Below are 20,695 nucleotides of genomic sequence, written 5' to 3' on the forward strand. Positions count from 1 at the left end.
CACCCCCGTCCTGGCCGGCCGGGCACGGGGATCCGGATCTGCCGTGAGGCGGTTGCGGGCCGGGGTCCGTGGCGTGCTGGCATGATCTCCACACATGGAAGGTGTGCTGCTCCGCCGCGCCGCCGAACTCCTCGGCAGCGCCCGCCGTGTCGTCGTCCTCACCGGCGCCGGCATCTCCGCGGAGAGCGGCGTGCCGACCTTTCGTGACGGTCTCACCGGCCTGTGGGCGCGCTTCGACCCTCAGCAGCTCGCCACGGCGGAGGCGTTCCACGCCGATCCGGACCTGGTCTGGGGCTGGTACGAGTGGCGGCGCGCGCGGGTGTCCCGAGCCGAGCCCAACCCCGGACATCTGGCGATCGCCACCATCCAGACCCGGGTCCCCGGCAGCGCCGTCATCACCCAGAACGTCGACGACCTGCACGAACGGGCCGGAGCCCGGCCGGTGATCCACCTGCACGGCAGCCTGTTCGCACCCCGCTGCGTCGCGGCGGCGGCCCACCCGGCGGCCGTCGAGGAGACCACGGACGACGAGCTCGCCCAGCCGGACGAGGGACGCCGGATGCCGCCGCCGCGGTGCGCGTCCTGCGCGGCGCCCGTCCGCCCGGGAGTGGTGTGGTTCGGTGAGGCGCTGCCCGAGGAGGCGTTGACCGCGGCGGTCGGCGCGGCCGCCGCCTGCGACGTGCTGCTGGCGGTCGGCACCTCCGGCGTCGTGTACCCGGCCGCCGAGATCCCCGGCATCGCGGCACGCTCGGGCGCCACCGTCGTCCAGGTCAATCCGCAGCCGACCCCGCTCGATCAGGTCTGCGCCGTCAACCTGCGCGGCACGGCGGCGCAGGTCCTCCCGGCCCTGGTCACGGCGGCGTGGGGGGAGACCGATCAATGACCGCGGCGGAATCGGCCCGGCTCACCCCCGGGGTGGTTACGAGCGCCGGTGTCCGGCCGTCCAGTTCCCAGCAGAGCCGCACGAACGCTCCGAGCGAGAGGCAGGAAAGATGACGAAGGCGTACTGGATCAACACGTTCCAGTCGATCAAGGATGAGAGGAAGCTGGCCGCCTACATCGAGCTGGCCGGGCCGGCGATGCGCGCCGCGGGCGGCAGGTTCCTGGCGCGCGGGCTTCCGGCCCGCGCGTTCGAGTCCGGGATCGTGGAGCGCACGACGCTGATCGAGTTCGACAGCGTCGACGCCGCGGTCGCCGCCTACCACAGCCCCGCCTACCAGCAGGCGCTGCGAGTGCTCGGTGACGGAGCCGAGCGCGACCTGCGCATCATCGAGGCGGTCTCCTGAACGGACGCCGACGGCGTCGAGCCGCCCACCGGGCGCGCCCGGGACGTCGATGCCGGCAGCCCGGGGCCCCGCCGCAGGACGTGGTCGCGTACGCCGGCGTCGTCCGGCTATGACCGGCCGCGGGACGAGCGGACGGGCCCGGCCCGTCAGCGGCGGATCAGGCCACGGGCCCGGGCCGCGGCGACGGCGGCGGTGCGGGAGTCGACGCCGAGCTTGCCGTAGACGTGGACCAGGTGCGTCTTGACGGTGGCCAGGCTCAGGTGCAGCCGCCCGCTGATCTGCTGGTTGGACAGCCCGTCGGCGACGAGCTGGAGGACCTCTGTCTCGCGGCGGCTCAGCGCCGTGCCCGGCGCGCGCATCCGGTCCATCAGCCGGTGGGCGACCGCCGGGGCGAGAGCCGACCCGCCGGCTGCGGCGGCGCGCACGGCGGCGGCGAGTTCCTCGGGCGGGGCGTCCTTGAGCAGGTACCCGGTCGCGCCGGCCTCGACGGCGGCGAGGATGTCGGCGTCCGTGTCGTAGGTGGTCAGCACCAGCACGACCGGGCCGCCGGGACGGGCGGTGATGGCGGCGGTGGCGTCGGCGCCGTGCATGCCCGCGCCGAACTGGAGATCCATGAGCACCACGTCCACCCGGTCCGGGTCGGCGAGCGCGACGGCCTGCTCGGCGGTGGCGGCCTCGGCCACCACCTCGAAGTCGGGCTCGGTCGCGAGGACGGCGCGCAGGCCGGCACGGACGACCGGATGGTCGTCGGCCAGCAGCAGCCGGATCGGACGGCTCATGTGCCCGCCGGGGTCCCTTCGGTCGACGGGTGGGCGAAGCGGACGGCCAGCGCGGTGCCCCCGCCGGGCGACGACGCCACGGTCAGCGTCCCGCCGAGCTCCCCGGCCCGGGCCCGCATCGCCGCCAGCCCGAACCCGCCGCCGCGACCGACGACGTCGCCGGGGTCGAAGCCGCCGTCGTCGTCGACCACCTCCAGGACCACGCCGTGCTCGCCGTACCGCAGCGTCACCTCGGCGCGCGTCGCCCCCGCGTGGCGCACCGTGTTGGCCAGCGCGGACTGCGCGATGCGTAGCAGCGCCACCTCGTGCGGGGTCGGCAGGCGCACCGCCGTACCGTCGAGCTGAAAGCGCACGGCCAACCCGGACCGGGCGGCGGTCGTGGCGCACAGCCGGCGCAGCGCCGCGGGCAGCGACCCGCCGTCGAGGCCGGGTGGGGCCAGCGCGCGGACGAACCGCCGGGCCTCCGCCAGGTTGTCCTGCGCGGTCCGGCGGGCCTGCTCGACGTGGTCGGCGGCGACCTCGACCCGACCCGGCAGGGCCCGCTGGGCGGCACGCAGCAGCAGTTGGATGCTGGACAGCCCCTGGGCGAGGGTGTCGTGGATCTCGCGGGCCAGTCGCTCGCGTTCGGCCAGGACGCCGGCGGCGTGCTCGGCGGCGGCCAGCTCGCCGCGGGTGGCGGTCAGCTACTCGATCAACCGCTGGCGCTGCTCGCTCTCCCGGTACAACGCCTGGTAGCCCAGCACGGTCCCGACGGAGACGGCGGCGCCGAGGACCGGGCCGAGCACCGCGCCCGGCGTGACGACCTCCTGGTGACCAGTCACGCCGCCGACCGCCGCCGCGGTCGTCACGACCACCGCGAGGATCCCCCAGCGCACCGGCAGCAGGTGCAGGTGCAGCAGGAACAGGGGGAACGCCAGCCACACCCCGTCCGGGGTCAGGCCGAGCAGCACCAGCCACCCGGCGGTCAGCCCCGCCAGCCACGCCGCCGCCGCGCGGCGGGACCGGCGCACCGGCGGCAGCCCGGCACCGACGGCGTAGCCGGCGGCCAACGTCAGCGCCGCGATAGCCCCGATGATCGACTCGATCGGCGGGATCAGCGCCGGCCCGAGCGGCCTCGTCATCGGGTCGGAGTTCAGGTTCGTGGTCGGTGTCGGGATCCCCGGCGTCGCCGCCGGTCCGTACCTGAAATTACGTGCCAGCATTGGCGTGACCAACGGCTCGGCGCTCGGCGCTCCGCTGGCCCGCTGCCAGCGCGTCGACCGGGTCGTCAAGATCGGAACCGGGGTCGGCCTCAACCTGGACAGCGAGCTGGTCGAGCTAATCACCAAACGGATCCCCGGGCGGCAGAAGCTCAAGCTCGACCTGGAGACCGAGGTCCTCTTCACGATCGACAAGAGCTCGCAGACCAGGCCGGACGTGCCGTTGTGTACCGGCTGACAACGCGCCTCACTCGGGGGGTGTTGTCGGCCGGCCCATCGTGGCCCCCAGCTCGGCGCGGCTGGAGATACCGAGTTTCCGGTAGATCCGGGCGAGGTTGGCCTCGACGGTCTTCGGGCTGATGAACAGGGTGCTGGCGATGTCCCGGTTGGTCCGGCCCCGGGCGGCGAGCCGGGCGACGCGCTCCTCCGTGGCGGTCAACTCGGTCGGGGTGGGCGTGCGCCGGCCGATCCGATCCAGCTCGGCGTGCGCCTGCTCGGCGAAGGCCACCGCACCCAGGTCGGTGAACTCGGCGACTGCCGCGTCGAGGGCGCGGCGGGCCTCCCGCCGACGGTGGGACCGGCGGTACGCGCGAGGGACTCCAGCGGCGCCCGGTTCTCCGCCGGGTCGTTGAGTCGCACCAGCCGCACCGCCACCCACACCGCCGCCTTGCGGATGAAGAACGCCTCCGCGCTGAGGTGCGCCTCGTCCCCGAGACCGGACAGCGGCCGGACCTCGTGCCCGAGCTCACGTTCGATACCGAGGTACTTCTCGGCCCCGTCGCCGACGTACACCTCGACCTGGGCGGTCGGCCCGCTGGCCGGGGCGGTGTAGCTGCACGTGTCCCGGACCTGCACCGCGTCGTTCAGCGGCGTGCCGGCCAGCTTCTGCGCCTCGGCCTTGGAGACCAGGCCGCAGGCGTCGGGGAGCGTGACCGGTGGTGGGGCCATGGTCTCCTCGGCGGCCGGCACCGCGGGGGCCTCGGCGTGCGGTGGCGCCGGCGTGGCGGGAGCCTCGTCCGCGGACCGGACGCACCCCGTGGGCAGCGCGAGAGCGAGGACGGCCAGCCCGAGCGTGGGCAGGCGGCGAATACGCATGACGACCGTGCGGTCGACGCTAGGGTCCGGCGACGCCCGGGTAATCGGGTGATTCCCTACGTCGTCACCAGCTCGACCGTGACGATTCCCGCGGCGATGTCCAACCGGTCGCCGGGCGATCCGTCCTGCCCCGCTGACGCCGCTCGGGCGGGTGGGCGTCCTTGCGCCTCAGCCGAGTCGAGTGCCGGTCGCCTCGGCGGCCCCTGGCGACCCGGCTCGGACGTGCTCCGTTCCTGGCGGCTCGCCCTCGGTTCGCCCTGCCGGCGAGCGCGGCCGGTCGCGTGGTTACCCTGCGACGGTGGCGGCTGGCGAGGACGGGGCGCGGTTGGCGGCGTCGCTGGCCGACCGGCTCGACGCGATGGCTTTCGCCGACCTGACGACGGACCAGGTCACGGCCCGGCTGATCGACGCCGTGGTCGACTGGGCGGGAGAGCAGGGCTGGCGGGTCTACCGGCGGGCGTCCAGCGTGCTGCCGTTGCCGCCGCCGATGTCCGCACGGCAGTCGGTGCTCGACGTGGCCTGCGCGCGCCCGGACGGCCCGCCGGTCGTCGTCGAGGTCGATCACGGTACGCGCCGTCGGACCTGGGAGAAGTTGCTCGCCGAAGCCGACGCGGGGCGGGTCGCGCTCTGGGTGCGCTGGGGTTCCGGCCGGTTGCCGCCTCCGCCTCCGCCGATCTGGATGGTGACCTGCGAGGTGAGCGGACGGCCGGACCCGGCCGGCCGGGGCCGGTTGCACAGCCGCTCGCCGCGAACCCGCAAGCTGCCGCCGGCGCATTCCGCCGTGCGGGTCGAGACGGTGGCCGCCGTCGAGCTGCCGCTCCCACCGACCGGGTCACCCGGCCCCACGGCCTGAAGGACCCGCCCCAGCAACCGCATGATCTCCGCCGCGCACCGTGACCCCCGGGCGCACGGCACTGTCGCCGGAGCGTGGCCGGCGACCCGCGGCCGGTGCGCGCCTCGCCCTCGCGGCCTCCGGGGTCAGCGCCGGTAGGTGATCTCGAAGTCGAGTCGCCAGTCGACGCCGTCCTCGGACGTCTCCCACCGCCCGTCGATGGTGTCGCCATCCCGGTTCAGCACCCCGACGAAGCGCTGGTGGAAGCCGGGGGCGTCCCGCCACGCCCGCCAGACGCCGTCGGCGAAGGTCATCCGGTAGACCCGATGCACGCCGCGCGCGTCGGCGTACAGCATGGTGAACTCCTCGCCGGCGTCGTCGAGCCCGATCAGCGACGTCGTGGGCAACGGGTTGTTCTCCCGCCAAGCCCGGGGTGCGTCGGGCGGCAGTGGCTCGGCGTCGGAGAACTGCCGGAGGAACCTGCCGTCCTCGACCCAGGAGAAGTCGCTCCACCCGGCACTGAGACCGTCGACCTTCGGCTGCACCGTCCACCGGCCGGTGAGCGCGTCGAGCCGGGCGAGCGCGGGATGTCGCTCGGTCATTCCGTACCTCCTCCTGTTCGCGACGGACCCACCGTAGCGCCGTGACCCGCGACCGCGCGGAACGTCGAGTCCTCATCGCTCTCCGTTCCCAGGTTGTCGGACGTGCGCCTGGCGGTGGGCCGAGAGCTGGTCGGCCAGCAGGCCGGCCAGGGGTTCCCGGTCGCGCAGGCTGTCGAAGGTCCCGTCGGCGACGACGCGGCCGGCGTCGAGCATCACGACGCGGTCGGCGCGCATGATGGTGGAGAGCCGGTGGGCGATCACCATGGTCGCCCGCCCGGCGCGGGCGGCGTCGAGGGCGCGGGCGAGGTCACGCTCGGTGCGAGCGTCGAGGTTCGCCACCGCCTCGTCGAGGACGAGGACCGGCGCCCCGGTGAGCAGGGCTCGGGCGACGGCGACCCGGGCCCGCTGGCCGCCCGACAGGGCCCCGCCCCGCTCCCCGACGGGAGTGTCCAGCCCCTGCGGCAACTCGTCGGCGAACGCGCTGACCTGTGCGGCGTCGGCGACCCGCCGTACGTCGGCGTCGGTGGCGTCGGGTCGGCCCAGCCGGATGTTGTCGGCGATCGACCCGGGGAAGAGGTGGACGTCCTGGGGTACGACGGTGACGGTGCGCCGCAGGTCGCTGTCGGTGAGGCCGCGCAGGTCGACGCCGCCGACGGTGATCCGCCCGGCGGTGGGGTCGGCGTAGCGCAGCAGCAGGTGGACGCAGGTGGACTTCCCGACACCGGAGGCCCCGACCAGGGCGACGGTCTCGCCGGGACGGATCCTGAACGAGACGCCCCGCAGCACCGCCCGGCCGGGCAGGTAGCCGAAGCGCACGTCGTCGAAGGCCACCTCACCGCGTGCGGGTGCCGGCAGCGGGTCGGCCGGAGCGGTGACGGCCGCCGGGGCGCGCAGCAGCGCGTCGATGCGGCCGGCCGCGGCGCGCAGGGTGCCGGCCTGCTTGAGCAGCAGCGCGACCTGGGCGGCCGGGCCGAGCACGGTCCCGGCGAGGACCACCGCGACCGGTGCGAGCGCGGGGTCCAGGCGGCCCGCACCCACACCGTCGGCCACGGCCATCAGCGCGCCGACCCCGGCCACGGCCAGCAGCGCGTCGATGAACGCTGTCTCCAGGCCCGCCCGGGCGGCGTTGGCCCGCTGCGCCCGGCCGAGCTGCCGGGTCCGCGCGGCCAGGTGGGCGCGCCGCCGGTCCATCGCCCCGAAGACGGTCAGCTCCCGCAGGCCCTGCACGGTGTCGACGACGTCGGCCGTCAGGTCGGCGGTCGCCGCCCGGACGCGCGTGCCGTGCCGGTCGGCGTGGCGGCGCAGCAGCCACGGCACCACCGTGACCAGCCCGGCCAGCGGCAGCACCACGGCCGGCAACCACGGGTCGATCGACGCGGCGAGCAGCGTGCCGGCGGTCAGGACGACGGTGGCGGTGAGCAGCTGCGCGATCGTGTGCGCGAACAGCCATTCCAGGGTCTCCACGTCGGACAGCGCGATGGTGGTGAGGTCACCCGAGCGCCTGCCGGCCAGTCCGCCCGGCGCGAGCCGGGTGATCGCGTCGTAGACCCGCAGCCGCAGGTCGGCCAGGACGCGGTAGGCCAGGTCGTGCGAGACGAGCATCTCCCACCAGCTGGCCGCGGCGATCACCGCCACCAGCCCGCCGAGCACCGCCGCGACCATCTCGACCGGTGTGGCATCGCCGCTCACCGCCCGTCCGAGCAGCCACGCGCCGAGCACCGCGGCGCCGGACACGGCGAGCTGCCCGACGAGGTTCGCGGCCAGGGTCGCCCAGAAGGCGCCGGAGTGCCCCGCGATCGCGGGCAGCAGCCGCCGCAGCGCGCCGGGCTGCCGGCCGCCGGGCGCGGGCTCCGCGCCACGGCCGGTGGGCGGGTCGGCCGGGCGCACGTCGGGTGCGAGGTCCGTCGTGACCATCAGGCCACCTCCTGGGCGGTGACGAGGTCCGCGTACGCGCGGGTCGTGCGCAGCAGCTCGTCGTGGCTGCCGGCAGCGACGATCCGGCCGTCCTGCATCAGCGCGATCCGGTCGGCGTGCCGGACGCTGGCCAGACGGTGGGCGATGACCAGGCAGGTGCGCCCGCGCGCGGCGTCGGCGAGCGCGGTCACGACCGCCGCCTCCTGCCGTCGGTCCAGATGGGAGGTGGCCTCGTCGAGGACGAGCACCGGAGCGTCGGCTAGCAGCGCGCGGGCGATGGCCAGCCGCTGCCGCTGCCCGCCGGAGAGGGTGGCGCCGCGCTCGCCCACCGGCGTCGCGTACCCGTGTGGCAGGGCCGCGACGAAGTCGTGCGCGCCGGCGGCGCGGGCGGCGGCCTCCAGGTCGGCGTCGGTGGCGTCCGGGCGGGCCAGGCGCAGGTTCTCGGCCACCGTGCCGTGGAAGAGGTACGTCTCCTGCGCGACCACGGTGACCGTCCGGTGCAGGGCGTCCCGCGTGAGGTCGCGCAGGTCGACGCCGCCGACGGTGATCCGGCCGGCGTCCGGGTCGAGGTGCCGCAGCAGCAGGTTGGCCAGGGTCGACTTGCCCGCGCCGGAGCGGCCGACGACCGCGACGGTCTCGCCGGGGGCCAGCCGCAGCGTCACCTCCCGCACCGCCGGCGACCCCCGGCCCGGGTAGCGGTAGCCGACCGCCTCGAAGGTGACCGCCGGACCCGTGGTGAAGCGGGGGTCGACGCGGCCGGTGTGCGTGACCGGGGCCGGCGCGGTGAGCAGGTCGGTGAGGCCGTCGACGGCGGTGACGCCGAGGTACCCGGCGTGCCAGTGCGCGCCCAGGTCGCGCACCGGCCGGAAGCACTCCACCGAGACCAGCAGCACCAGGAACGCCGTGGTCGCGTCGGCACGGCCGCCGCCCGCGGCCACCGCCGCGGCGACTGTCGCCGCGGCGAGCCCGGCCTGGACGAGCAGGGCGGTGATCCCGCTCTCGACCAGCGACAGCCGCAGCTGCGTCATGGTGGTGGCGTGCAGGTCGCGGTTGCGCGCCTCGATGCGGTCGCGCATCCGGCCGACCGCGCCGAAGGCCCGCAGGGTCGCCGCTCCCTGGAGGGTGTCGAGGAAGTCGGCGGCGAGCGCGGTGAAGGCGGCCCACCGTCCCCGGCCCCGCCGCAACAGGGTCGCGTCCCACACCCGTGGGACGGTCAGCACCAGCAGCACGGCGGCGCCGAGCAGCGTCGCGGCGACCGGCTCGACAGTGGCCAGCCACGCCACCAGGGCGGTCGGGACGGTCACCGTGACCAGCACCTGCGGGACGTAGCGGCTGTAGTAGGCGTCGAGCCCTTCCACGCCGTCGACCAGCGTGGCCTGGGTGCGCCCCGTGCGGGCCCCGGTCAGCCAGGCCGGACCCAGCTCGGCCAGCCGCGCCACCAACCGGTCGCGCAGCCGGGCCCGGATCCGGGCGCCCGCCGTCGCGGTCGCCACCTCCCGCCACCACAGCAGCGCAGCCCGGGCCACGATCACCGCGAGTACTCCGGCCAGCAGCGGGAAAGTGGCGTCGAGGTCGCGGCGTGCCACCGCCGCCAGCGCCGCGGCGAGCAGCAGCGCCTGGCCGACGTACGCGGCCGAGACCGCCACCCCGAGCGCGGCGCACGCGGCGACCGGTCCGGCGACGGCGCCGCCGAGCCGGACCAGCTCCCGATGGACGATCACGTCGCCTCCAGCGGGTCGTCCGCCAGCGCCCGCACCGCGCCGGTGTGCGCGTCGGCGACCACCCGTCCGCGTACGCCGAACACCTCGGCGAGCAGGCCCGGGGTGACCACCTCGGCGGGCGGCCCGTCGGCGGCGACCCGGCCGTCGGCGAGCGCCACGACCCGGTCGGTGAACCGGGCGGCGTGGTCCAGCTCGTGCAGCACCGTCACCACGGTCAGGCCCCGCTCGGCGTGCAGCCGGCGGACCAGCGACAGCACCTCCAACTGGTGCCGTACGTCCAGGAAGGTGGTCGGTTCGTCGAGCAGCAGCACCGGGGTCTGCTGCGCCAGCGCGAGCGCGAGGCGGACCCGTTGGCGTTCGCCGCCGCTGAGCGTGTCCACCTCCCGCGCGGCCAGCCCGGCCACGTCCGCCGCGTCCAGTGCGGCGGCGGATTCGGCGTCGTCCGGGCGCCACAGCATCCCCAGCGGCCCCCGGTGCGGGTAGCGGCCCTGCGCGACCAACTGCCGCACGGTCATCCCCGGCATCGGCGGTAGCTGCTGGTGCAGCACCGCCACCTGCCGCGCCACGTCCCGCCGGCGCATCGCGTGCGCCGGGCGGCCGTGCAGCAGCACCCGCCCGCTCTCCGGCGGGTCGATGCCGGCGAGCAACCGCAGCAGGGTCGACTTGCCGCAGCCGTTGCGGCCCACGAGCGCCACGCACTCGCCGGGATCGATGACCAGGGACACCCCGTCGAGCACCGGCCGGACCCGGTACCGGTACCGGACGTCTTCCGCCACGAACACCGGTTGCGTCATGACACCTCCACATGAGACGACCTGCGGGCCACCAGCACCAGGGCCACCGCCCCGAGCAACGCGGTCACCGCGCCCGCCGGCACGCCCAGCCGCTGTGCGGCCGACCCGGACTGCACCATCACCGTCAACACCTGCGCGAGCGCGTCCGCGCCCGCGACCGCGGTCGCCCCGAGCAGCGCGCCGGCGGGCAACGCCCGGCGCAGGTCCGCCCCGCACATCGCCCGGGCCACGTGGGGCACGACCAGCCCGACGAAGGCCAGCGCGCCGGCCAGCGCGACCGCCCCGGCAGCCAACGCCACCGCCAGCGCGAGGCCGAGGGCGCGGGCCGGGCGGGGCGGCACACCGAGCGCGGCGGCGTGCCCGTCGCCCGCAGCCAGCACGCCCAGCGCGGCCGAGCAGAGCCAGGCCAGCACCAGCGCGGCGACCAGCCACGGCCACGCGGCCCGCACGTGCGCCCAGACCCGGCCGTCGGTCGAGCCGACCAGCCACCGCATCGCGTTGCCGAACCGACCCGGCTGGTACGCCAGCAGCAGCGCGGTGACCCCGGCCAGCGCCGCCGACCCGAGCAACCCGTACGCCGCCACCTCCGTCGGCGGGCCGTGCCGCGCCAGCAGCCACATCAGCGCCCCACCGAGGGCGCCACCGGCCAGCGCCGCGACGAGCGCGCCGGGGGCCGAATCCGCGGGCACCAGCCCGAGCTGGATACCGGTGAGCACGCCGAGCACCGCGCCCGGATTCACCCCCGTCAGCTCCGGCGCGGCCAGCGGGTTGCGCAGCACGGCCTGCAACAGCAGCCCCGCCGCACCCAGCCCGGCGCCGGCGAGCAGCGCGGTGGCCAGGCGGGGCAGCCGCAGCTCGACGAGGATGCGCTGCTCCAACGGGTCCAGCTGCGGCCAGTCCACGCCACGGCCCACGGCCAGGTCCGCGGCCGCCGCCACGAGCAGCGCCCCGACCGCCCACCACCACCTCACGACGTGCTCCGTCGTGCCAGCATGACCAACCCGGCGACGATGCCGACGGCCGCCGTCCACGCGCCGAGCGGGGTCTCCGCCGGAGCGAAGACGTGCCGGGCGGCGAGGTCGGCGAGCGTGGTGAACAGCCCGCCGAGCGCCGCCGCCCACGGCAGCAGGCGGCGCGCGTGCGCGGCCGGGCGCAGCCGTCGGGCCGCGTGGGGCGCGACGAAACCGATCCAGGCGATCGGCCCGCACGGTCCCACGACCACGGCGACCAGGACGGCGGCGAGCCCCAGCACGGCGACCCGGGCCCGGCCCACGTGCAGCCCGAGGGCCGCCGCCGCCTCGTCACCGAGGCGCAGCACCCCGAGCGCGGGCAACGCCAGCACGGCCAGCGGCACGCAGGCCAGCAGCCAGGGCAGGGTCAGCCTGGCGTGGTCCCAGGTGGTGCCGGTGAGGCTGCCGACGAGGTACCGGAACAGCGTGTCGTACTGCAGCCGGTCGGCGGCGGCCAGCACGGACAGCAGCACCGCCTGCAACGCGGTGGAGACCGCCGCGCCGGTCAGCAGCACCGCGCCGGGGCCGCGACCCGTGCCGGCAGCCGCCAGACAGACCGCACCCCCGCAGACCGCTCCGACGAGCGCCACCACCGGCTGGAGCGCCGCCGGGACCGGCAAGGCCCAGACCACCGTCACCGCGGCTGCCAGGGCACCGCCGGTGGACACCCCCAGCAGCTCCGGCACGGCCAGCGGGTTGCGCAACGCGGCCTGCATCAGCAGTCCCGCCGCCCCGACCGCCGCGCCGCCCAGCAGCGCGAGCAGCAGCCGTGGCATCCGCAGCTCCCACAGCACCACTCGGGCGACATCGGCCTCCGCGGGCAGGCCCACGCCCAGGGTCAGCCCGACCGCGCCGGCCAGGGCGGCCACCAGCGTCAGCGCCGCCGACCAGCGCGGCGCCGGCCGGGTCACCGCGGCGCCGAGCGTCGTCATGCGGTCGCCCTGGCGACCGCCTCGTCGAGGATCAGCCCCAGCGCGCGGGTGCCCCGGCCCGAGGCCCACAGCTCCGCCGGCACCTCGTAGGCGCGGCCCTCCCGCACCGCCGTGATCCGCTTCCACACCGGGTTGGTGGCGTACTGGGCCGACACGGTCCTGGCGTCCGGTCCGAAGGTGAACGACTGGATGAACACGATGTCCGGGTCGCGCGCGAGAATCTCCTCCACGCTGTACGCCTGCGCGGTGTCGAAGCCGCCGCCCTTGTTCGGCCACGGGTAGTCGAACACCTGCGACAGCAGGTGACCGAGGAGGTCGTCGGAGGTGTTGACGCCGATCGACGTGCCGCCGAACATCGCCAGCGCGGTCCGCTTGGCCAGCCCGTGCTCGGTCGCGGCGGCCCGGGCGGCGGCGAGCCGGTCGCGGAACGCCCGCTCGGCCACCACCTGCTGGGCACCCCGATCGGTGAGCGTCGCCACGTCGCGCAGGTAGCGCACCGAGTCCTCGTACGTCTTCACCTGGACCAGCCACAGTGGCGCGAACTTCTCGATCGCCGGGCGGAGCTGGTCGTGTACCCCGGCGAGACCCATGACGAGGTCCGGCTTCGTGGCGGCGATCGCCGCCACGTCCTCGTTGCCGAACGTGCCCGGAAGGGTGGGTACCGACTTGCCCGCCTCGCCGAGGTAGTCGGGACGGGAGAGGAGCTTCGGCGTGGTGGTCGCCGCCGGCGTCAGGCCCAGCTCCACCAGTGCGTCGTCGCACAACCCGGTCAGGCAGACGATCCGGTCCGGCTTCGACTTCAGGCTGACCGCCTGCCCTCGTACGTCGGTCAGGCTCAACGTGTGGGTCACCGCCTGGACCGGCGGTGCGGACGGTACGGGGGCAGCGGCGGACCGTGACGGCGCGGCGGAACCACCGCAGCCGGCCAGCGCGATATCGGCGGCGAGAAGGACGGCCAGAGTCAGACGTAGTCGTGTCACAACCAAACGCTTTCGTCGAGGGCGGGGCAACGCGGTAACGATAACGGTTGTCATGTGCGGCTGCGTTCGGGGGGTCGCGGCCACGACCGCCGCGGCGGTTCGCGTCGTCGCGTTCGCCGCCGGATGGTTGACGTCGCGGAGGGTGACGTGATGTGCTCACTCCGCAACGCTAATGACAACCATGATCGTTAACGTGTCTGAGGAGGAGCATGTCTCTCACCGTGCCGCCGAGCCTGCTGCGGGCCGCCGAGTCGGGGCCCGTGGACGACGAGGCGTTCGTGGCCTGCGTACGCGACTCGCTGCCGTACGCCTGGCAGACCGTCAGCCGGGTGGCGGCGGAGCTGGAGTCTTCCGACGCCGAGTTCGCCGACAACGTCGTTCCACCGCCGAGCGAGGCGGAGCGGGGTCAGCTGCTGCGCGCCCTGGCCAGCGACGCCATCCGGTCCAGCCTGGAGCGTCACTTCGGCGTCAGGCTCGCCTTCCAGAACTGCCACCGCGTGGCGGCGTTCCGGCCGTCCGCCGTCGACTCGGACACCTACCGCCGCTTCGTCTCCATCCGTGGCCAGCTGCTCAACCAGTCCCCAGAGCTGCGTGACTGCTGACCCGACCGGGGCCCGGCGGGCGGGGCGGGGCGTACGCACGCACCTGTTCCTGCTCGCCGGGCACCGCCCCGGCGGCACCCACACCGAAGCCCTCGCCGACGCCCACCACTACGGCCGCGCGGCGGAGGCCGCCGGATACGACGGCGTCTGGATCGCCGAGCACCACTTCATCTCCTACGGCGTGTGCCCCTCGGCGGTCACCTTCGCCGCGCACCTGCTCGGCGCCACCCGCGCCATCGACGTCGGCACCGCCGCATGCATCCTGTCGAACCGCCACCCGGTCGCCCTCGCCGAGGAGGCGGTGCTGCTCGACGAGCTCTCCGGCGGCCGGTTCCGGTTGGGCGTCGGCAGGGGAGGCCCCTGGGTGGACCTCGAGGTCTTCGGCACCGGCCAGGACCGGTTCGACAACGGTTTCGGCGATGCGCTGGAGATCCTGACGCGGTGGCTGTCGGGGGAGCCGACGGTGGCCGGTAACCGCCGCTTCCCGTTCCGGCCGGTGCCGGTGGTGCCGCGGCCCCGCCGGCGGATCCCCGTCTGGATCGCCGCGACCTCGCCCACCACCGTGGAGCTGGCCGCCCGACGCGGCCTGCCGCTCCTGCTCGGCCTGCACGCCGACCTGACCGAGAAGCGGAACCTGCTCGACCGCTACGCACGGGTGGCCGCCACCCACGGCCACGACCCCGGCGCCGTCGCCCACGCCAGCGCCCACCTGGCCCACGTCGAGGAGGCCGACGAGCAGGCGGCGCGCGTCATCCGCGCCGGCCTGCCCGCCCTGCTGGCCGGGACGCGGGAGTACGTCCGGCTGGACGGCACCCCCGCCGGGCGGCGGGACCTGGGCGCGTACGTGGACCACCTGATCGACATCCACCCGGTCGGCTCCTCTCGCCGCTGCCGCGAGGCGCTCACCCTGGCCGCCGCCCTGCCCGGCGTGCGGCACCTGCTGCTCATGGTGGAGGGGGCGGGTGGGCGTGACCGCACCCTGGAGGCGATCGCCCGCGTGGCCGCCGATGTCCTCGGCCTGCCCGCGCGGACGGCTGCGACGGGAGCGCCGCCCACCGTGGCAGCGGCAGCGGCGGCGGCGCGGCCCGCCGAGGGGGCGTGACGTGCGCGATGCCGGTGTCGGCCGCATCGCCGGTTTCGCCGTGATCGCGTCGGGCTCGGCGAGTCGGCCACCGGCGCCTGCGTGAGCCGCTACCATGATGTTCATGGAAACGGTTCTCGTTAGCGTCTGCCGGGGGCGGACGCGATGAAGGTCGCGTTCGTCGGCAAGGGCGGCAGCGGAAAGACCACGCTCGCCGCGCTGTACGCCCGCCATCTCGAGGCCGAGGGCCGGCCCGTGCTGGCCATCGACGCGGACATCAACCAGCACCTCGCGGTGGCCCTCGGCGGGCCGGCCCACGTCGCCACGGCGATGACACCGCTGGGCGAGCACCTGGGCGCCATCAAGGAGTACCTTCGCGGCGACAACCCCCGCATCCGCTCCGCCGCCGAGATGGTGAAGACGACCCCGCCGGGATCCGGCTCCCGCCTGCTGCGAGTGGGGGAGGACAACCCGATCTACGCGGTGTGCGTCCGCGCGGTCGGCGGGGTGCGCCTGGCGGTGACCGGCGAGTTCACCGCCGAGGATCTCGGCGTGGCCTGTTACCACTCGAAGGTCGGCGCCGTCGAGTTGCTGCTCAACCACATGCTCGACGGGCCCGGCGAGTACGTGGTGGTGGACATGACCGCCGGCGCCGACTCCTTCGCGTCGGGGCTGTTCACCCGCTTCGACCGCACCTTCCTGATCTGCGAGCCGACCGTGCGCAGCGTCGGCGTCTACCGCCAGTACGCCGGCTACGCCCGCGACTACGGCGTGGCCCTGTCGGTGATCGGCAACAAGGTCGAGGACGCCGCGGACGTCGAGTTCCTGCGCGAGCACGTCGGCGCCGACCTGCTGGCCTGGGTGAGTCGCTCCGCCTACGTCCGCCGCGCGGAACGCGGCACGGCCGGGCCGCTGGACGAGCTGGAGGCCGCCAACCGTGCCGTGCTCGGCCGGGTGGCCGACACCGTCGACGGCACCGCCCAGGACTGGGCGGCCTTCACCCGGTGGGCCCACGAGTTCCACCGGCGCAACGCCGTCGCATGGGCCAACGAACGCGCCGGCGTCGACCTGACCACGCAGATCGATCCCGAGTTCCGGATGGGGCCGCAGGCGCTCGGCGCGCCGATCCCCGCACCGTCCGGGGGCACCCCGCCCGCCCGGGTTGACGCAACCAGTTGGTTGCCGTAGCCCTTCGACCACAACGGAGAGCGGGGGAGACAACCCCGGTGGTACGACGCCCCCGGCGCGTACCACCCGGGTGGTAGGCCCATCGGCAACTCCGGCATGACGACCGGTGACCACGCCCGTACATACGCTGCCGGCGGTACTCGTCATGCGAAGAAGGGATCCTCGATGACCATCCGTCACGTGCTCGCCGCCGCCGCAGCCGCGCTGCTCGGCGGGTTCGGGCTTGCCGCACCGGCGGCCGCGCACGCCTCGACCCAGCCGGCCGCCGCCAGCGCGTACTCCATGGGCCCCGGGCGGATCGGAGCCACCGTGGCCGCCGTGCTGGCGCTGGTCGGGCTGGTCCTCGGTGGGCTGGCGCTGGCTCGCTCCGCCGGCCGTATCGGCGCCGGCAACGGGCGGCGCGGGGCCGTCGTGGCCCTGGTGCTGGGGCTGATCGGCGTGGTCGTCGGTGGGCTCGTCGTGGCCACCGCCGACGGTGGTCTCGGCACCGGCAACGGGCTGGGTGGCGGCGTCGTGGCCGGGATGTTGGGGCTGATCGGCATGGTCCTCGGCGGGCTGGCTCTAACCCGCTCCCGCCGCACCGGCTGACCCGGCCACGGCCGAGGGTGGGTCAGCCGGATGCCGCCGGCCGTCCACCAGCCGCCGTCGGGGCCGGAGACGGGCCGACACCCGCCGTGCCCGCAGCTGTGGCGCCCCGGCGGCGGCCCACCGCGGATGTGGCGCCCCGGCGAGGTCTACCGCCCCAGCGGCTGCTGTCAGGAGCGGGCGAGCCAGCCGGGAACGGTCAGGCCGGACTCGTACGCGAGGATCACCAACTGGGCCCGGTCCCGGACCTGGGTCTTGGTCATGATCCGGCTGACGTGCGTCTTCGCGGTGGCCGGGCTCAGCACCAGCCGCGCCGCGATCTCGTCGTTGGACAGGCCGGCGGCGACCAGCGCCATCACCTCACGCTCCCGCTCGGTGAGCGCGCTCAGCCGCGGCCCCGGGTCCGGATGCGCGACCCGGGCGGTGAACTCGGAGATCAGCCGGCGGGTGATCGACGGCGCGATGAGCGCGTCGCCGCGCGCCACCACCCGCACCCCGTGGATCAGCTCCGCCGGCTCGGTGTCCTTGACCAGGAAGCCGCTCGCGCCGGCGCGCAGCGCGCCGTAGACGTAGTCGTCCAGGTCGAACGTGGTCAGGATGATCACGCGGACGTCGGAGCTCGCGGCGATGTCCCGGGTGGCGGCCAGACCGTCCAGCCCGGGCATCCGGATGTCCATGAGGACGACGTCCGGCCGCAGCTGCCGGGCGAGCCACACCGCCTCGGCGCCGTCGGCGGCCTCGCCGACCACCTCGATGCCGTCCTCACCCTCCAGGATGGACCGGAACCCGGCGCGCACCAGGGTCTGGTCGTCGGCGAGCAGCACCCGGATCACGCCGCGCCCCCCGGCTCCGATCGCGGCGCCGGCGCTCCCACCGGCACCGGGCCGGGCCGCAGCGGGAGGCGGGCGCGCACCCGGAAACCGCCGTCCGGGCCGGGACCCGTGGTCAGCGAGCCACCCAGCGCCCGGGCCCGCTCGCCCATGCCGAGGATCCCGTTACCGGGCGTACCCGCCGCGCCGACGCCGTCGTCCTCGACCTCCACCAGCACCCCGTCGCGGTCGGGCCGGACCCGGATCACCGCGGCGGTCGCACCGGCGTGCCGGGTCACGTTGGTGAGCGCCTCCTGCACGATGCGGTACGCCGCCAGGTCGACCTCCGGCGGCAGCGGCCGGGTCTCGGTCAGCTCGGTGCGGATCTCCAACCCGGACCGCCCGGCCGTCGTGGCCAGCTCGTGGAGGCGGCTCAGGCCGGGGGCGGGCGCGATCGGCGCCTCGCCCTCGCGCCGCAGGATCCCGAGCGTCGTGCGCAACTCGCGCAGCGTCTCCTTGCTCGTCTGCTTGATCGCGGTGAGCGCCTGCGTCGACCGGTCGGGGTCCGGGCGGTGCAGCGCGGCGCTGGCCTGGACGTTGATCAGCGAGAGGTGGTGGCCGAGCACGTCGTGCAACTCGCGGGCGATGCGCAGCCGCTCCTCGGTGGCCCGGCGCCGGGCCTCCTCCTCCGTCCGCTGCTCGGCGGCGAGCGCCCGGGCCTGCGCCTCCGCGAGGTAGGCCCGGCGGTTACGGGTCACGCCGACGATGACCGCGACGGTCCAACCGGCGTGCAGCAGCGTCGCCCCGTTCACGCTGTCGGCCGTCCTGTTGTAGCTGTCCGCGACGGCGAAGGCGACCACCGAGGCGAGCCCGAGCCCGATGGCGACCGGGAGGTGCCCCTCGTCGACGACGGTGTAGAGCGCCACGACGAACACCAGCATGATCGGGCCGGGCCGGTGCAGCAACGCTCCGTACGCGCCGACGGCGGCCAGCGCCACCACGCCCACCGCGACCGGGTGGCGGCGGCGGAGGCACAGCGCGCCGGCGGACGCCAGCACGGCCAGCAGCGCCCCCCATTCAGCGGCGGTGTCGATGCCGTGCGACTGCACCACCAGGCCGAGGAGGGCCACCAGACCGACCACGAGCACCAGGGCCGTGTTCGCCGCCGGGCCGTACCATCGCCACCTCGACATGCGCGAAGCCTAACCTCGACGACTGGGCGGGAGGGGCCCGCCGCCGCCGGGCGCCGCGGTCGTCCAGGACGTGGCCGGCCCGGTCGGTCGTCGCCGTACTCCCGGCGGTCCAGCCGCTCTCCCGACGGCCGTTGCCTCGACCCGCACAGCCGAAGCGGTCGGAAGGGCAGCATGAGCCGCTCCACGGCACCATCCCCGACCGGGTTGATCGACGCCGCGACCGGCCTGCCGGTACGCCGGCACCCGGGCACCGGGGCCCACTACGTCCGCAAGGCCGGCTGGCCCCACTTCTGGGGCCGGACGCTGGACGCGCTCGCGGTGCTGGTGGTGGCCGGGTCCTGATGGGCACGGTCGACGCGGCCAACCAGGACCTCGCGCTCGGCCGGTTGTCCATGGCCACACTCTCCGACACCGGCGTGTACGTCGCCGTCATGGCCGCGATCTGGTTCGTGGTGGTCTTCGCGTACGGGATGGTCTGGGACTCGATCGGCAGCCTCGGGGACGCCGCCGGCATGCGTTCCGTCAGGATCTCCGACGGCGCGCGCGTCGGCGCCTGGCGGGGCGGCCGGCGGGCCTCCTGGTGGTCGTTCGCGCCCCTCTGCCTGGTGCTGAGCTTCGCCGCGATCCTCGGCGGCGGCGGCGACACCTTCGAGAGCAGGTTCACCGCCGTCGACCTCCGGTCCGGTCTCGCCCGGGGCCGGGCACCCGTTCCCGACGCGGCGGCCGTCGCGGAACAGCTTCGTCCCGTCCGCTGATCCCGGGCCGCGCGCCGGCCCGGCCTGTCGGGCGGGGCGGACCGGCAATGACAGGATTGCTGGCGATGCGACGAAGCAAGGCAACCACACGCAAGCCGCGGACGGCGGCGGGAGCGGCCGTCATCCTCGCCGTCATGGCGCTGCCGGGCGGAGCGTGGGCGACCCCGTCGCCCGGCCCCGTTCGGGGAGCGCCGGTGTGCGAGGTGCGCGACGGTCGGCTGACCGAGATCTCCGGGATGGCCGCCACGAACGACGGGTACGTCGTGGTCAACGACGGCGCGGACGACGCCGCCCGTCGCCAGATCTTCTTCCTGGACTCCGGGTGCGCCGTCGTGCGCACGGTGCGGTATCCGTCGCGACCGCGGGACACCGAGGATCTCGCCGTCGGCGCGGACGGCACGATCTGGGTGGCGGACACCGGCGACAACGACCGCTCCCGGCAGACCGTCGCGGTGTGGAAGCTCCCGCCGGGAGCCGACCGGCCGGTGCTGCACCGCATGGCGTACCCGGACGGCCCGCACGACGCCGAGGCCCTGCTCCTGACCGCCGACGGCCGGCCGGTGATCGTCACCAAGTACTCGGCCGGCCTGTACGCCCCGGACGCCGCCCCGCGACCCGGCGCGACGGTGCCGCTGGCGAGGGTGGGGCAGGTCCGGCTGCCGGCCTCCACGACGAGCAACCCGTTCGGGCCGCTCGGCCGGACGGCGGTCACCGGCGCCGCCACCGCCCCAAACGGGCGCAGGGTGGTGCTGCGCACCTACGCCGACGCGTTCGAGTTCGACGTCGTCGACCACGATCTGATCGCCGCGCTGACCAGCGGGACCCCGCGGGTCACCGCGCTGCCCGACGAGCCGCAGGGCGAGTCGATCACCTACAGCCCCGACGGGCGGTCCCTGCTCACCCTCTCCGAGACGGCCGACCAGCCGCCCGGCACGAGACCCGGCATCCTCCGCTACCCCCTCGGCGCGGCCGTTCCGTCGACCGCGCCGCAGAGCACACCGGAATCCGCCGCCGCCGGCGGCGACCGGTCCGACGGCCTCGGGGCCGCGGTCGTCGCCGCCGTCGCGGCGGCCGGAGCGCTCGGGCTGGGCCTGGTCGTCCTGGGGCTGGTGGCGGTGAGGCGGTCGCGGCGGGGCCGGGCCCCCCGGGGGGCGCCCCCCCCCCCCCCCCCCCCCCCGGCGGGGGCCGGCCCCCCCCCCCGCGCCCCCCCCCCCCCGCGGGGGCCCCCGGGCCCCGCGGCCGGGGGCCCGGGGCGGCCGCCCCCGCGGGGGCGCCCGGAGCGCTCGGGCTGGGCCTGGTCGTCCTGGGGCTGGTGGCGGTGAGGCGGTCGCGCCGGGC

General features: G+C 75.6%; 25 protein-coding genes and 1 pseudogene. 11 read left to right on the forward strand and 15 right to left on the reverse strand.

All coding sequences use genetic code 11. From position 1 onward, the window contains the following. The first annotated feature begins 94 nt into the window (after window positions 1–94). Window positions 95–883, forward strand: coding sequence for an NAD-dependent deacetylase (locus tag ACGF7U_RS30460; RefSeq protein WP_393112580.1), 789 nt, complete (start codon window positions 95–97; stop codon window positions 881–883). Between the two features lie 109 nt (window positions 884–992). Then, window positions 993–1,286, forward strand: a complete 294-nt coding sequence (locus ACGF7U_RS30465; RefSeq protein ID WP_393112582.1) for a DUF1330 domain-containing protein — start codon at window positions 993–995, stop codon at window positions 1,284–1,286. A 146-nt stretch (window positions 1,287–1,432) separates the two neighbouring features. Here the strand turns inward: ACGF7U_RS30465 and ACGF7U_RS30470 are convergent, their stop codons facing one another. The 4 genes and pseudogenes from ACGF7U_RS30470 to ACGF7U_RS30485 all read right to left on the reverse strand — a co-directional run bounded on the left by ACGF7U_RS30470 (window position 1,433) and on the right by ACGF7U_RS30485 (window position 3,186). After that, window positions 1,433–2,065, reverse strand: coding sequence for a response regulator (locus tag ACGF7U_RS30470; protein WP_393112584.1), 633 nt, complete (start codon window positions 2,063–2,065; stop codon window positions 1,433–1,435). Continuing rightward, window positions 2,062–2,418: a sensor histidine kinase gene (locus tag ACGF7U_RS30475; RefSeq protein ID WP_393112586.1), complete on the reverse strand. Its 357-nt coding sequence runs from the start codon at window positions 2,416–2,418 to the stop codon at window positions 2,062–2,064. Before ACGF7U_RS30475 ends, ACGF7U_RS30470 begins: the two co-directional genes overlap by 4 nt. Before the next feature lie 84 nt (window positions 2,419–2,502). Further along, window positions 2,503–2,748, reverse strand: a pseudogene (locus tag ACGF7U_RS30480) (histidine kinase); the annotation flags it as partial. Further along, window positions 2,749–3,186: a hypothetical protein gene (locus ACGF7U_RS30485; RefSeq protein ID WP_393112588.1), complete on the reverse strand. Its 438-nt coding sequence runs from the start codon at window positions 3,184–3,186 to the stop codon at window positions 2,749–2,751. Window positions 3,187–3,205: 19 nt separating this feature from the next. Here ACGF7U_RS30485 and ACGF7U_RS30490 point away from each other — a divergent pair, with 19 nt between their 5' ends. Continuing rightward, the gene (locus ACGF7U_RS30490) at window positions 3,206–3,502 is read left to right on the forward strand and encodes a hypothetical protein (RefSeq protein ID WP_393112590.1); all 297 of its coding nucleotides are present in this window, start codon (window positions 3,206–3,208) and stop codon (window positions 3,500–3,502) included. Between the two features lie 9 nt (window positions 3,503–3,511). On the opposite strand, the gene ACGF7U_RS30495 is transcribed toward ACGF7U_RS30490, so the two are convergent. Together ACGF7U_RS30495 and ACGF7U_RS30500 are read right to left on the reverse strand one after the other, a co-directional pair. After that, a complete protein-coding gene (locus ACGF7U_RS30495; protein ID WP_393112592.1) occupies window positions 3,512–3,703 on the reverse strand; it encodes a response regulator transcription factor in 192 nt (63 codons plus the stop codon). Further along, window positions 3,700–4,359 (reverse strand): hypothetical protein, encoded by a 660-nt coding sequence (locus ACGF7U_RS30500; RefSeq protein WP_393112594.1) that lies wholly within the window; start codon window positions 4,357–4,359, stop codon window positions 3,700–3,702. The genes ACGF7U_RS30495 and ACGF7U_RS30500 overlap by 4 nt, the downstream gene beginning before the upstream one ends. A gap of 358 nt (window positions 4,360–4,717) precedes the next feature. Between ACGF7U_RS30500 and ACGF7U_RS30505 the strand changes: the two genes are divergently transcribed. After that, complete coding sequence (locus tag ACGF7U_RS30505) at window positions 4,718–5,212, forward strand: hypothetical protein (protein ID WP_393112629.1); 495 nt, start codon at window positions 4,718–4,720, stop codon at window positions 5,210–5,212. Between the two features lie 125 nt (window positions 5,213–5,337). Here ACGF7U_RS30505 and ACGF7U_RS30510 read toward each other — a convergent pair whose 3' ends face one another. The 7 genes from ACGF7U_RS30510 to ACGF7U_RS30540 all read right to left on the reverse strand — a co-directional run bounded on the left by ACGF7U_RS30510 (window position 5,338) and on the right by ACGF7U_RS30540 (window position 13,015). Continuing rightward, window positions 5,338–5,793 (reverse strand): hypothetical protein, encoded by a 456-nt coding sequence (locus ACGF7U_RS30510; protein WP_393112596.1) that lies wholly within the window; start codon window positions 5,791–5,793, stop codon window positions 5,338–5,340. A gap of 72 nt (window positions 5,794–5,865) precedes the next feature. Next, window positions 5,866–7,707: a thiol reductant ABC exporter subunit CydC gene (gene cydC, locus ACGF7U_RS30515; protein ID WP_393112598.1), complete on the reverse strand. Its 1,842-nt coding sequence runs from the start codon at window positions 7,705–7,707 to the stop codon at window positions 5,866–5,868. Further along, a complete protein-coding gene (locus ACGF7U_RS30520; RefSeq protein ID WP_393112600.1) occupies window positions 7,707–9,428 on the reverse strand; it encodes an ABC transporter ATP-binding protein/permease in 1,722 nt (573 codons plus the stop codon). The genes cydC and ACGF7U_RS30520 overlap by 1 nt, the downstream gene beginning before the upstream one ends. Continuing rightward, a complete protein-coding gene (locus ACGF7U_RS30525; protein ID WP_393112602.1) occupies window positions 9,425–10,222 on the reverse strand; it encodes an ABC transporter ATP-binding protein in 798 nt (265 codons plus the stop codon). Before ACGF7U_RS30525 ends, ACGF7U_RS30520 begins: the two co-directional genes overlap by 4 nt. After that, a complete protein-coding gene (locus ACGF7U_RS30530) occupies window positions 10,219–11,193 on the reverse strand; it encodes a FecCD family ABC transporter permease (RefSeq protein WP_393112604.1) in 975 nt (324 codons plus the stop codon). Before ACGF7U_RS30530 ends, ACGF7U_RS30525 begins: the two co-directional genes overlap by 4 nt. Further along, entirely contained in the window at window positions 11,190–12,164 is a 975-nt protein-coding gene (locus tag ACGF7U_RS30535) for a FecCD family ABC transporter permease (RefSeq protein WP_393112606.1), read from the reverse strand. The genes ACGF7U_RS30530 and ACGF7U_RS30535 overlap by 4 nt, the downstream gene beginning before the upstream one ends. Next, on the reverse strand, window positions 12,161–13,015 hold the full coding sequence (locus tag ACGF7U_RS30540) for an ABC transporter substrate-binding protein (protein ID WP_393112608.1): 855 nt from the start codon (window positions 13,013–13,015) through the stop codon (window positions 12,161–12,163). Before ACGF7U_RS30540 ends, ACGF7U_RS30535 begins: the two co-directional genes overlap by 4 nt. A gap of 338 nt (window positions 13,016–13,353) precedes the next feature. On the opposite strand from ACGF7U_RS30540, the gene ACGF7U_RS30545 reads away from it, so the two are divergent. The 4 genes from ACGF7U_RS30545 (at window position 13,354) to ACGF7U_RS30560 (ending at window position 16,603) form a co-directional block, all read left to right on the forward strand. Continuing rightward, window positions 13,354–13,746 (forward strand): SCO5389 family protein, encoded by a 393-nt coding sequence (locus tag ACGF7U_RS30545; protein ID WP_393112610.1) that lies wholly within the window; start codon window positions 13,354–13,356, stop codon window positions 13,744–13,746. Beyond that, window positions 13,736–14,848 (forward strand): LLM class flavin-dependent oxidoreductase, encoded by a 1,113-nt coding sequence (locus ACGF7U_RS30550; RefSeq protein ID WP_393112612.1) that lies wholly within the window; start codon window positions 13,736–13,738, stop codon window positions 14,846–14,848. The genes ACGF7U_RS30545 and ACGF7U_RS30550 overlap by 11 nt, the downstream gene beginning before the upstream one ends. A gap of 144 nt (window positions 14,849–14,992) precedes the next feature. Continuing rightward, complete coding sequence (locus ACGF7U_RS30555; RefSeq protein WP_393112613.1) at window positions 14,993–16,015, forward strand: ATP-binding protein; 1,023 nt, start codon at window positions 14,993–14,995, stop codon at window positions 16,013–16,015. 165 nt (window positions 16,016–16,180) lie between these two features. Further along, window positions 16,181–16,603 (forward strand): DUF6223 family protein, encoded by a 423-nt coding sequence (locus ACGF7U_RS30560; protein WP_393112615.1) that lies wholly within the window; start codon window positions 16,181–16,183, stop codon window positions 16,601–16,603. A 167-nt stretch (window positions 16,604–16,770) separates the two neighbouring features. Here the strand turns inward: ACGF7U_RS30560 and ACGF7U_RS30565 are convergent, their stop codons facing one another. Then, window positions 16,771–17,433 carry a response regulator gene (locus ACGF7U_RS30565; protein ID WP_393112617.1) on the reverse strand — a complete coding sequence of 221 codons (663 nt, stop codon included), beginning with the start codon at window positions 17,431–17,433 and terminating at the stop codon, window positions 16,771–16,773. Next, window positions 17,430–18,602, reverse strand: a complete 1,173-nt coding sequence (locus tag ACGF7U_RS30570; protein WP_393112619.1) for a sensor histidine kinase — start codon at window positions 18,600–18,602, stop codon at window positions 17,430–17,432. Before ACGF7U_RS30570 ends, ACGF7U_RS30565 begins: the two co-directional genes overlap by 4 nt. 171 nt (window positions 18,603–18,773) lie before the next feature. On the opposite strand from ACGF7U_RS30570, the gene ACGF7U_RS30575 reads away from it, so the two are divergent. The 3 genes from ACGF7U_RS30575 (at window position 18,774) to ACGF7U_RS30585 (ending at window position 20,679) form a co-directional block, all read left to right on the forward strand. Next, window positions 18,774–18,944: a hypothetical protein gene (locus tag ACGF7U_RS30575; protein ID WP_393112621.1), complete on the forward strand. Its 171-nt coding sequence runs from the start codon at window positions 18,774–18,776 to the stop codon at window positions 18,942–18,944. Next, complete coding sequence (locus tag ACGF7U_RS30580; RefSeq protein ID WP_393112623.1) at window positions 18,944–19,357, forward strand: hypothetical protein; 414 nt, start codon at window positions 18,944–18,946, stop codon at window positions 19,355–19,357. Before ACGF7U_RS30575 ends, ACGF7U_RS30580 begins: the two co-directional genes overlap by 1 nt. 194 nt (window positions 19,358–19,551) lie before the next feature. Beyond that, entirely contained in the window at window positions 19,552–20,679 is a 1,128-nt protein-coding gene (locus ACGF7U_RS30585; protein WP_393112625.1) for a hypothetical protein, read from the forward strand. Window positions 20,680–20,695: the final 16 nt, after the last annotated feature.

It is taken from the genome of Micromonospora sp. NPDC047670, from assembly GCF_043204915.1.
In the GTDB taxonomy this organism is placed as follows: Bacteria; Actinomycetota; Actinomycetes; order Mycobacteriales; family Micromonosporaceae; genus Micromonospora.